Source organism: Polynucleobacter sp. 39-46-10 (assembly GCF_002282275.1).
In genome coordinates this window covers 1-11,919 of record NZ_NCJB01000059.1, presented here as the reverse complement: position 1 = coordinate 11,919, position 11,919 = coordinate 1, and the positions used below count along the sequence as shown (strand labels likewise).

The window sequence follows — 11,919 nt, the reverse complement described above, 5'->3', positions numbered from 1 at the left end:
AAGGTTTTATTCAGGGCAAACTCAGCAAAGATAAATTAAAAGAGGTACGCTCTAAGCTACCGGCACTAAAACACCGCAAGCTTTAATACAGAAAGTTCAGCAAAATTAAGATGAGAGCACCAGAAGTATTATTTCCAAGCGATTGGACTAAGCCCAAAAAACAGGCTGACCTTCTCAAGCTAGCTAAATCTATCCTACTCGAGCCAACTGGCCTCTCTGAGCAAGATTTGCATCATACCTTTGGCAATATGTTTACGCATCAGCTCGACGATGCCGACCTTTATTTCCAGCATACTCGTAGCGAGAGCTGGAGTCTTGAGGAAGGCATTGTGAAATCCGGCAGCTTCAGCATTGACCAAGGCGTTGGAGTGCGCGCAATCTATGGCGATAAAACTGCCTTTGCTTACTCTGATGAAATTAATTTAGAAGCCCTCAGCAAGGCGGCTAAATCCACTCGAGTAATTGGACCTCAAGGCGGTACACGTGCCATTGTAAGCAAACTATTTACACCCGTCTCGAACGGGCTCTATTCAGATTTAAATCCCCTTGACTCACTGGCGCCTCAAGAAAAGATTGCCTTGCTCGAAGGCATTGAGCGCCGCGCAAAGGCGCGTGACCCGCGCATCATTCAGGTCATGGCGAGTCTAGCTGGTGAGTTTGATGTAGTACTTGTGGTTCGTGCTGATGGTTTGTTAGCTGCGGATGTGCGTCCGCTGGTGCGGGTATCGGTTCATGTGATTGCCGAACAAAATGGTCGTCGCGAATCCGGATCGTCAGGCGGCGGCGCTCGCCATGATTACCATTACTTCAATACAGAACTCATTAATCAGTATGTTGATGAAGCTGTTGATGGCGCTCTAATTAATTTGGATTCCCGCCCTGCTCCAGCCGGTCCAATGACGGTGGTAATGGGGCCAGGATGGCCTGGAGTGTTATTACACGAAGCGGTAGGTCACGGCCTAGAGGGTGACTTCAATCGCAAGGGCTCATCTGCTTTTGCTGGCTGCATTGGGCAGCGTGTTGCCGCTAAGGGTGTCACCGTAGTAGATGATGGAACGCTATCAGGACGTCGCGGCTCGCTCAATATCGATGATGAAGGCACGCCCACTCAATGCACGACACTCATTGAAGATGGTATTTTGAAGGGCTATATTCAAGATAGCCTCAATGCTCGTCTGATGAATATGCCCCTCACCGGCAACGGACGACGTGAGAGTTTTGCCTCCCTACCGATGCCCCGTATGACGAATACCTATATGCTGGCTGGCAAAGATGATCCTCAAGAAATCGTGGCCAGCATCAAACGTGGCCTCTATGCAGTGAACTTTGGGGGTGGCCAAGTAGACATTACCAGCGGCAAATTTGTGTTTTCAGCCTCAGAAGCCTATTGGGTTGAAAACGGCAAAATTCAATATCCCGTCAAAGGTGCCACCATCATCGGCAGTGGTCCTGAATCCCTAAAACAGGTCTCCATGATCGGAAATGACCTGAAATTAGACGGCGGCATTGGGGTTTGTGGCAAGGAAGGTCAGAGCGTCCCTGTGGGGGTTGGGCAGCCAACTTTACGTATCGACAGCCTGACTGTCGGGGGAACTGCTTAATACGGCTTAAAATAGCCGTATGAGCCAACAAAACACTAATCCCGCAAACTGGTACGCTGCCGTTGATAAAACGTCAGACACGGATGATCAACGCATTCACAATATTACTGTTCTGCCGCCGCCAGAGCATTTGATTCGCTTTTTCCCAATCTCGGGAACACCTACTGAAGCACTCATTAGCAAAACACGTAAAAAGATCCGCGACATCATTCATGGAAAAGACGATCGACTGCTCGTCATCATCGGACCATGTTCGATTCATGATCCCCGCGCAGCTCTTGAGTACTGCCAACGACTGCTCGCAGAGCGCGATCGTTTTGCTGGTGAACTCGAAATTGTGATGCGCGTCTATTTTGAAAAACCACGCACGACAGTAGGTTGGAAGGGTTTAATTAACGACCCATACCTAGATGAGAGCTATCGGATTGAAGAAGGTTTGCGAATTGCCCGTCAAGTATTGATGGAAATTAATCGTCTTGGCATGCCTGCTGGCAGTGAATTCTTGGACGTTATTTCCCCACAATACATTGCTGACCTGATTTCTTGGGGCGCTATTGGAGCACGCACAACTGAGAGCCAAGTTCATCGCGAACTCGCCTCAGGTCTTTCTGCTCCAATCGGATTTAAGAACGGTACTGACGGCAACATCAAGATCGCTACTGATGCGATTCAAGCAGCTAGCCGTCCACACCACTTCTTGTCAGTGCACAAAAATGGTCAAGTTTCTATTGTGGAAACTAAAGGTAATAAAGACTGTCACGTTATTTTGCGTGGCGGTAAAGAGCCTAACTATGAAGCGCAGTATGTTCAAGCAGCCTGCTCTGAGCTAGAAGCGGCCAAGCTTCCAGCCAGTTTGATGGTTGACTTATCTCATGCGAACTCTAGCAAAAAACATGAGCGTCAAATTGTGGTGGCAGAAAATATTGCCGAGCAAATTGAATCTGGCTCAAATCAAATTTTTGGCGTGATGATTGAAAGCCATTTAAATGATGGCGCACAAAAATTCTCACCCGGAAAAGATGATCCAAGCAAATTGGAGTATGGCAAGAGTATTACTGATGCCTGCATTAACTGGGAAGACTCGGTCAATGTATTGCAACGCTTGGCTTTAGCTGTGAAGAATCGCAGAAAAGCAAAGTGAGGCTGCTTTAATCACTTCAAAAGAGGCTAATTTATTTAGTCTCTTTTTTTTCGTGCTTCCATAAAACGTCTTGGCCACCTGCTGCACGATTAAGTACACGTGCTAATACAAACAAGAGGTCCGATAAGCGATTCACATACTGACGCGGAGAATCGTATAGCGGCTCCTCCCAACCCAAACGCACAATCAACCTCTCAGCACGTCTACAGACTGTTCGACAGACGTGCGCCTGAGCTGCCGCACGAGTGCCGCCCGGAAGAATAAATTCAGTTAGAGGGGGCAAAGTTGAGTTGTATTTTTCTAACCAAATATCCAACTGGGCTACTTGCTCTGGTTTGAGTAAGGTGTAATTGGGGATGCAAAGCTCGCCACCCAAATCAAATAAGTCATGCTGCACCTGCAAAAATAAGACTCTTAACTCTTCGATAAGACTCTCTGGGATCGATTCAGTCATCAAAACACCGATTTCGGAGTTCAATTCATCTACATCGCCCATGGCGCAGATGCGCAAATGATCCTTTTCTACTCGGCTACCATCGCCAAGACCGGTCATGCCTGCATCACCAGTTCTGGTGGCTATTTTTGAAAGTCGATTTCCCATAAAACTAATTATAGGTAAATGGCTAAAATGATTCCTATGAATATGGTGACCCCACCCCCCGAACTCGCGGCTATTACCGCCCTTCAATCCAAACTGGTATCGGCCTTGCGCCCTATCCTCCCAGAATATGCCTTGCTATGGGAGCCTGAGGACACAATTCCCTATGAATGTGATGGTCTAGCGGCCTATCGACGCATGCCACTGGCAGTTGCTCTGCCGGAGACGGAGGAGCAAGTTGCCCAGATACTGAAGATTTGCTTTGAAATACAGGTGCCGATCGTTCCGCGCGGATCCGGTACCGGCTTATCCGGTGGTGCCATGCCCATTTCTCAAGGCTTAGTTCTCTCCCTTGCAAAACTCAAAAAGATCATCAGCATTGATCCTTTCACCAGAACGGCAGTTGTGCAGCCCGGCGTACGTAATTTAGCCATCTCGGAAGCAGTTGCCCATCTTGGCCTGTATTACGCACCAGATCCATCTTCACAGATTGCCTGCTCTATTGGTGGCAATGTGAATGAAAATTCTGGCGGTGTGCACTGCCTCAAATATGGCCTAACACTTCACAACGTCCTCAAAGTTCGCGGCATTTTGATGAACGGTGAAATCGTGGAATTTGGCAGTCTTGCGCCAGACTCTCCAGGCCTCGATTTATTGGCAATCGTGATGGGTAGCGAAGGCATGCTTGCCGTGGTAACTGAAGTCACAGTGAAGTTGATTGCTAAGCCGAAATTAGCACGTGTCATCATGGCTAGTTTTGACGATATTGAAAAAGGCGCCGATGCGGTTGCCGCCATCATCGCTGCCGGCATTATTCCTGCTGGCTTAGAGATGATGGATAAAGCCACCACTCGTGCAGTAGAAGAATTTGTTCATGCAGGTTATGACCTTGAAGCCGAGACCATTCTTCTTTGCGAGTCCGATGGCACGCCTGAAGAGGTTGCAGAAGAAATTGATCGCATGACTAAAGTGCTCGAACAAGCAGGCGCTAGCGGTATTCAGATTTCTCAAAACGAAGCAGAGCGCCTGAAGTTTTGGAGTGGTCGCAAAAATGCATTCCCCGCAGCTGGACGCTTAGCGCCTGACTACTACTGCATGGATGGCACTATCCCACGTAGAAATATTGGCACCCTACTGAGACGTATTCAGGGCATGGAAAAGAAGTATGGTCTTGCTTGCTTAAACGTATTTCATGCTGGTGATGGCAATATGCATCCACTCATTTTGTTTAACGGAGCTGATCAAGAAGAGTGGCATCGCGCTGAAGAATTCGGCACTGAAATTTTAGAGGCCTGCGTTGAGCTTGATGGCACGATTACTGGTGAGCATGGCGTTGGTATTGAAAAGATTAATTCTATGTGCGTTCAGTTTGGCGAAGGTGAACGTGAATCTTTCTGGGGTGTTAAATCAGCATTTGATCCAGAGCGATTGTTAAATCCTGATAAGGCTATTCCCACTTTGAATCGCTGTGCTGAGTACGGTCGTATGCGAATTAGTGGCGGCAACTTACCGCATCCAGAGTTGGAGCGTTTTTAATGTCTACAGCCAACAATATGCAGATTGATTTATTTCGAGAACAGGTCCTGGCTGCAGCCAAAAACAAAACCCCTTTATCCATTGAAGGTGGTGGCACTAAATCTTGGTATGGCAATGCTAATTCCTACGCCAAGTTAGATACCCGCCCTTACTCCGGCATCTTGGAGTACCAACCTGAAGAATTGGTGATTACAGCTTGTACAGGTACGCCATTAAAGGAAATTGAAGCCGCTCTAGCGGAAAAGAATCAAGTGCTCGCATTTGAACCCCCTCACTTCGGTGACGCTGCCACCTTCGGTGGAGCTATTGCTGCAGGCCTAGCAGGCCCAGGTCGCATCAGCGTTGGTAACTTACGTGACTTTGTTCTAGGCGCTCGCATCCTCGATGGTAAAGCTCAAGACCTAGCGTTTGGGGGCAAGGTCATGAAGAACGTTGCTGGATATGATGTTTCACGTTTACTCCCCGGCTCCATGGGAACTTTATCGCTTTTGCTCGAAGCTTCTGTAAAAGTATTGCCCAAGCCAGCAGCGACTGCAACGCTACGCTGTCAGATCTCTCAGGAAAATGCCTTACGGGTTTTAAATGAATGGGCTGGGCAACCACTACCACTATCAGCAAGTTGCTGGATTGGTGAGCCAAGACAAGATGGCGAGCTGACCATTCGTTTGGCCGGCGCGCTTACAGCAGTTAAAGCTGCCATTCCCCTCATGAATGCCGCTATTGATGCTACCGAAGTAGATTCGACAACTGCACAAGCATTCTGGGATGATTTACGTGAACAGCGCTTGGCCGTTTTTACAAGCCTGCATAGCAATGACACGCTCTATCGTTTAGCTCTGCCAGCTGCCTGCGGACCACTGACGCTTGAAAACGCAAGTGGTGACATTGTTTTTGAATGGCATGGTCAGCAGCGCTGGATTAAAGCACCTAGCGATGATGCAACTTTTGCATCCTTCAAAGCTTTAGCCCATACCCATGGCGGACACGCAACTCGGTTTAAACAGGGAAGTCATGTTGACCCAAGCAATCAACGCTTTACCCTTCTGAGTGAACAAGCGCACTCAACTGCTTTAGAGGCAGTACAAGCACGCCTAAGAGCCGCCTTTGATCCAGCAGGCGTATTTGCTACTTCACGCCTTCCTTAATTCTTTATATGCAAACTCAACTCGCCCCCCAATTCGCCAATACCCCTGAGGGTATAGAGGCCGCCAGAATTCTTGGTAAATGCGTGCACTGTGGCTTCTGCACCGCTACTTGCCCTACTTATCAAATTTTGGGTGATGAGCTCGATGGCCCACGTGGGCGCATCTATCTCATCAAGCAAATGGCTGAAGGGCAAGCGCCGACTGAAAAAACACGTATGCATTTAGACCGCTGCCTGACTTGCCGTAATTGCGAAAGCACTTGTCCTAGCGGGGTGCAATACGGCAACCTGGTGGATATTGGTCGCAAGTGGGCAGAAGAAAATACTCCTGAGCGCCCCCTTGGTCAGCGTCTCACTCGCTGGGCTCTGAAAGAGGGTTTAACTAGTCCTAAGTTATTTAATTCCGCAATGGCGATTGGTCGCTTGGTTCGCCCGCTTATGCCGACTGGCATCCAGCGCAAGATTCCTGAAGCTAAAAATAAAGCTTTGGCCGGCAATACCAATCCCTATGCAAGGCCTCAGGCTAGCCACTCTCGCAAGATGCTATTGCTCGAGGGCTGTGTTCAACCTGGTATGTTGCCAAATATCAACTCAGCAACGGCACGTGTTTTAGATGCACTCAAGATTCAGTTAATTAGCGCACCTAATGCCACTTGCTGTGGCGCATTACGCTACCACCTCAACGATCAAACTGGTGGACTAGACAACGCGAGGCAAAATATCGATGCTTGGTGGCCACAAGTCGAGCAAGGTGTTGAAGCTATTGTGATGACGGCCTCTGGTTGTGGCGTGATGGTCAAAGACTATGGGCATCTATTTGCAAACGATCCGCAATACGCCGACAAGGCAAAGACAATCTCTGGTCTCACTAAAGATATTTCAGAAATACTGCCTGCACTTCAGGAAGAGCTCATTGCACTAGTGGGTGTTGATCCCAAGCCTGGCGTGGTGTATCACCCGCCCTGCACCCTTCAGCATGGTCAACAAATTCGCGGAAAGGTAGAGGGCCTCCTATCCAGCATTGGCATTGGGGTGCGCCTGTGTGCTGATAGTCATCTTTGCTGTGGTTCTGCGGGCACCTATTCGGTAACCCAGCCAGAACTCTCAGAGCAGTTACGCAATAACAAGCTAACTCATCTCAATGCCGCCTGCGAAGAGTCTGGTGCAAAAGTCATTGTTTCTGGAAATATTGGTTGCATCACCCATCTTCAGCAAGATGACACTCCAGTTCTGCATTGGATCGAGATCGTTGATCAACTCATCAACAAACAAGGCCAAACCAAACAATGAGTCAAGTTACTGCCAACCTCATGTTGGTAAAGCAAAGACTAGAGTTGGCAGCATTAGCGGCCAAACGTGAGTCAGAGGACATTCAACTACTTGCGGTGAGCAAAACATTTCCAGCAATAGCGGTTGAAGAAGCGATGCATGCTGGTCAAACTGCCTTTGGTGAAAACTACGTTCAAGAAGGTGTCGAGAAAATTCAGGAACTCGTCAAATTACGCCCTTGGCTAGAGTGGCATTTTATTGGCCCGCTTCAGAGTAATAAAACGCGCGATGTCGCAGAACATTTTGACTGGGTACACAGCATTGACCGCCTCAAAATCGCAGAGCGCCTTTCAACTCAACGCGGAGAATTCTCGGAAGTAGGCGATCTGCAAGTTTGCGTACAGATTAATGTCAGCGAAGAAGAATCCAAAAGTGGTATAGCCCTTGAGGAAGTCGAGGCGCTTTGCGATGCAATCGCGAAACTACCCAATCTTGTGCTTCGCGGACTCATGGCTATCCCCGCGCCCAGCAAAGATATCAGTCAACAACGCCAAGCTTTCGCTGCTGTTCGTGAGTGTTTTGTTGGAATTAAAGCAAAGCATAGCAATGATCTTGGGTATGATTTTTTTGACACCCTATCGATGGGAATGTCAGATGATATGGAGGCTGCAATCGCTGAAGGCGGCACCATGGTACGTATAGGAAGCGCCATTTTTGGGAAGCGCGATAAGATAAAAGCATGAGCACACAACAAATCAATCAAAATGCCCACATCACTTTTATTGGTGGCGGCAATATGGGTCGCGCATTAATCAGCGGATTGCTAGCCAATGGTTTTGAGGCTAACCAACTCTCTGTAGTCGAAGCCAATGCCAGCACCGGCCTGCAATTACATCAAGATTTTGGTGTACAGATCATCGGCGCTTTGGATCAAATTGCTTTTGACTTCTCTAAGAACAACGTTGTAGTCATGGCGATTAAACCTCAGGATTTCAATGTAGTAGCGAAGTCTTTAAGTGCAAAACTCAAGCATGCAACAGCACCAGGCCCACTTATTCTCAGCATTGCCGCGGGCATTCGCCTTAAAGATATGAGTCGCTGGCTTGATCATGAGCGTTGCGTGCGTGCGATGCCTAATACCCCCGCCCTGATTGGTAAAGGTATTACCGGCCTATTCGCCGATGCCGCAGTCAATACATCCGATCGCGCCTTGGCTGAAACTATTTGTAAAGCAGTAGGTCAAGCGGTATGGGTTAATGAAGAAAAGCTTATGGATGCTGTTACCGCTGTTTCTGGAAGTGGTCCTGCCTATGTCTTTGCTTTCTTAGAGGCAATGCAATCGAGCGGCGAGAAGCTTGGGCTTGATGCATCCACTGCTCGCAGACTAGCTTACGCCACCTTAGAAGGCGCCACACAGCTTGCCCATAACTCCGATGAGCATGCAGGTGTACTGCGCGAACGGGTCACCTCAAAGGGCGGTACAACCGCTGCTGCGCTGGATATGCTCAAGCAACTCGATTGGCATGGTGCACTTGAGAAGGCAATCGATGCCGCTAGCCAACGTGGCAAAGCTATGGGTGATGAACTGGGCAAAAGCTAAAGGCGAGCTAAACCCAAGAGGATTCCAAGGAATAGGAATCCCCCCAACCAGTTGTTATGACGAAATGCCTTGAAGCAATCCTCGCGCTTGCGAGTAGATACCAGTTTCAGGTGATACATAGCGCAAGCTAATGCCAAAAACCATCCCACCCAAAAGTAATTGCTGAGGTTTGCTAATTGAGCAACCCAAATCTGACTCAGAAATAGCACGCCATAACTCAGAGCAATTGCGAGAACATCAAAACGACCGAAGGTAATGGCTGAAGTACTTAAACCTAATCGCAGATCATCATCACGATCGACCATGGCGTAAGCCGTGTCATAAGCAATCGCCCAAAAGATATTACCGATGAATAAAATCCACGCCTCCAACGGAATAAAACCGAGGACTGCTGCATAGGCCATCGGAATACCAAAGCCAAAAGCAATGCCCAAGACTGCTTGCGGAATAGCAAAAAAGCGTTTGGTAAATGGATAGAGAATGGCAATCGCCAAAGCGAAGAAAGAGAGTTCTTTGGTCAAGGCATTGAGGGGCTGGATCAGCAGGAAAGCTATTAACGCCAACATGGCTGCTATGAGTAATGCCTCTTTTCCAGAAATCTTGCCGCTGGTAATCGGCCGATCCTGAGTTCTCAAAACATGGCGATCAAAATCTTGATCTGCATAGTCGTTGACAGCGCAGCCTGCACTGCGCATTAAAAATGTACCTAAGGTAAAAATAATGAGTAAATGCAACTCAGGAAACCCGCCGCTGGCCAACCATAGCGCCCACAAAGTTGGCCACAATAGAAGCAGCGTTCCGATCGGCTTATCTAGACGAATCAAGTAGGCGTAAGCAACAATACGATCACGCATCAGATAAATAGCCTTTCTTTATTGACAGTCATACTCATGGCGTCATTATCAAGCTTTTAAAAATTCTGTACGAGAGCCCAACCAACGTTCGAGATGTCGCTGCACTAAATCGCCATGCTCAACTAGCAAACGCTCTGCTGCCGTCTGTGCCAACTCAATCAGCCACGCATCGCGCTGCAGATCCACAAACCTCAGCATCGCATCGCCTGATTGCTTGGCCCCCAATAACTCACCAGGGCCCCGTAGCGACAAATCTCGCTCCGCAATTACAAAGCCATCTGAAGTTTCTCGTAAGGTTTGTAAGCGCTCTTTGGCCGCTAAAGATAAGGGCTCTGCATACATCAAGATACAAACGGAATCTGCTGAACCGCGCCCAACGCGCCCACGTAACTGATGAATTTGCGCATAACCAAAACGTTCAGCATGCTCAATCACCATCAGAGCTGCATTGGGGACATCCACACCCACTTCAATCACCGTGGTTGCAACCAAGAGTTGGATTTCATTTGCCTTAAAAGCCGCCATCACCGCAGCCTTCTCCTCACTCTTCAAGCGGCCATGAACCAAACCTACTTTGAAATTCGGCAACGCTTGTGTGAGCTGCTCAAAGCTTTCAACCGCGGTTTGCAATTGCAATACTTCGGACTCTTCAATTAAAGGGCAAACCCAATAGGCCTGCAATCCCTTAGCCAGCCAATCGTGCAGCCCACTGATCACCTCATCTCTACGCGCCGCCTTCACCACCTTAGTAGCAATCGGCTTTCTACCGGGAGGCAATTCATCAATCACAGAAACATCAAGATCAGCGTAATAGGTCATCGCTAATGTACGAGGGATAGGGGTCGCTGACATCATAAGCTGGTGGCAATAAAACAGTTCCGAGCCAACCCGCTGCTGAATCTCCAAACGCTGCCTCACACCAAATCGATGTTGTTCATCGATTACTGCCAAACCCAGCTTGGCAAAGCTCACCTTATCTTGAATAAGCGCATGCGTACCGATGATGAGCTGCGCATCACCGCTCTCAATCATTTCTTGGGCAAGTCTTTTTTCCTTGGCCTTCAAGCTACCCGAGAGCCATGCAATCTTGACCCCTAAAGGCTCAAACCACTCCTGCATTTTGAGATAGTGCTGCTCTGCCAAGATTTCTGTAGGCGCCATGATGGCAGCTTGATAGCCATGATCCATTGCGCGCGCAGCAGCTAATGCGGCAATCACTGTTTTTCCGCTACCCACATCACCCTGCAATAAACGGTTCATTGGAAAGTTATTCGATAGATCGAGGCCAATCTCAGACCAGACACGCGCTTGAGCACCAGTCAACTGAAAGGGCAATACTTTGAGCAAGCCCTCTTCAATGTTGGTATTGATTTTTTTTGCTTTACTTACTTGCTGATCCTTCGCAAAACTAGGGGCACGCCTTTCTCTTCTAATGGCATGGGCTCGCTTTAAAGAAATCTGCTGCGCGAGCAATTCTTCAAACTGCACACGGCGCCATGCAGGATGTGTTCGCTCTAGAAGTGATTGGGTATTAGCGTCAGCAGGCGGCTGGTGCAAATAAGTAATAGCATCTTGCAGCCGTGGCCAATCATTAGTTGGCAATATTTCTGCCATCAGTTTTGGCGGCAGAAACTCCGCCAAACTTTCTTTCAGACTTGAATCACGTAAGGCTTGTAAAACCGCCTTACGAATAATGGTTTGCGAGATACCTGCGCTCGCGGGATAGACCGGGGTCAAACTCGCCGGCAATGGTGCATCTGGCGTTACAGCCCGAACTATGGGGTGAACCATTTCAGGGCCTTGATAGCCCTCACGAACCTCGCCTCGCACTCGCACATGAGCGCCGACTGCCATTTGCTTTTGCTGACTGGGATAGAAATTGAGGAACCTGAGCTGTAGCGAAGCAGTGTCATCTTCAATCGTGACCAAAAGCTGCCTTCTTGGGCGGAACGTCACCTGATTTCGAATGACAACACCCTGAGTCTGAATGGAGTGGAATCTTCCTAAGCCCAAAGCCTCCTCGATGGTAAAGAGCTCAGTCTCATCCTCGTAACGGGATGGCAGGTGCAAAGCAAGCGCCATAGGGCTGTTTAAACCCATCTTTTCGAGTGCAGTTGGCGGTCGCTTAGTCGTCATCGTTAAAATCCAATACCTGATGGTAATGCTATGCAACTTT

The 11,919-nt window shown here is 48.5% G+C and carries 10 protein-coding genes; 7 read left to right on the top strand and 3 right to left on the bottom strand.

Translation table 11 applies throughout. From position 1 onward, the window contains the following. The first annotated feature begins 110 nt into the window (after positions 1-110). Together tldD and B7X71_RS06835 are read left to right on the top strand one after the other, a co-directional pair. Positions 111-1,601, top strand: coding sequence for a metalloprotease TldD (gene tldD / locus B7X71_RS06840; RefSeq protein WP_293600400.1), 1,491 nt, complete (start codon positions 111-113; stop codon positions 1,599-1,601). Between the two features lie 19 nt (positions 1,602-1,620). After that, positions 1,621-2,742 (top strand): 3-deoxy-7-phosphoheptulonate synthase, encoded by a 1,122-nt coding sequence (locus tag B7X71_RS06835; protein ID WP_293598015.1) that lies wholly within the window; start codon positions 1,621-1,623, stop codon positions 2,740-2,742. A 31-nt stretch (positions 2,743-2,773) separates the two neighbouring features. Here B7X71_RS06835 and B7X71_RS06830 read toward each other — a convergent pair whose 3' ends face one another. Next, on the bottom strand, positions 2,774-3,343 hold the full coding sequence (locus tag B7X71_RS06830) for a cob(I)yrinic acid a,c-diamide adenosyltransferase (RefSeq protein ID WP_293598016.1): 570 nt from the start codon (positions 3,341-3,343) through the stop codon (positions 2,774-2,776). A 42-nt stretch (positions 3,344-3,385) separates the two neighbouring features. On the opposite strand from B7X71_RS06830, the gene B7X71_RS06825 reads away from it, so the two are divergent. Genes B7X71_RS06825 through proC form a run of 5 tightly spaced genes read left to right on the top strand, consistent with a single transcriptional unit; the run spans position 3,386 to position 8,889 of the window. After that, on the top strand, positions 3,386-4,876 hold the full coding sequence (locus B7X71_RS06825) for an FAD-linked oxidase C-terminal domain-containing protein (RefSeq protein WP_293600401.1): 1,491 nt from the start codon (positions 3,386-3,388) through the stop codon (positions 4,874-4,876). Beyond that, entirely contained in the window at positions 4,876-6,021 is a 1,146-nt protein-coding gene (glcE, locus tag B7X71_RS06820) for a glycolate oxidase subunit GlcE (protein WP_293600399.1), read from the top strand. The genes B7X71_RS06825 and glcE overlap by 1 nt, the downstream gene beginning before the upstream one ends. A gap of 8 nt (positions 6,022-6,029) precedes the next feature. Then, positions 6,030-7,310 carry a glycolate oxidase subunit GlcF gene (gene glcF / locus B7X71_RS06815; RefSeq protein WP_293598017.1) on the top strand — a complete coding sequence of 427 codons (1,281 nt, stop codon included), beginning with the start codon at positions 6,030-6,032 and terminating at the stop codon, positions 7,308-7,310. After that, the gene (locus B7X71_RS06810; protein WP_293598018.1) at positions 7,307-8,032 is read left to right on the top strand and encodes a YggS family pyridoxal phosphate-dependent enzyme; all 726 of its coding nucleotides are present in this window, start codon (positions 7,307-7,309) and stop codon (positions 8,030-8,032) included. Before glcF ends, B7X71_RS06810 begins: the two co-directional genes overlap by 4 nt. Further along, positions 8,029-8,889, top strand: a complete 861-nt coding sequence (gene proC / locus B7X71_RS06805; protein WP_293598019.1) for a pyrroline-5-carboxylate reductase — start codon at positions 8,029-8,031, stop codon at positions 8,887-8,889. Before B7X71_RS06810 ends, proC begins: the two co-directional genes overlap by 4 nt. Here the strand turns inward: proC and ubiA are convergent. Next, positions 8,886-9,743: a 4-hydroxybenzoate octaprenyltransferase gene (ubiA, locus tag B7X71_RS06800; protein ID WP_293598020.1), complete on the bottom strand. Its 858-nt coding sequence runs from the start codon at positions 9,741-9,743 to the stop codon at positions 8,886-8,888. The genes proC and ubiA overlap by 4 nt on opposite strands. A 48-nt stretch (positions 9,744-9,791) precedes the next feature. Continuing rightward, positions 9,792-11,879 carry an ATP-dependent DNA helicase RecG gene (gene recG, locus B7X71_RS06795; RefSeq protein WP_293598021.1) on the bottom strand — a complete coding sequence of 696 codons (2,088 nt, stop codon included), beginning with the start codon at positions 11,877-11,879 and terminating at the stop codon, positions 9,792-9,794. Between the last annotated feature and the right edge of the window lie 40 nt (positions 11,880-11,919).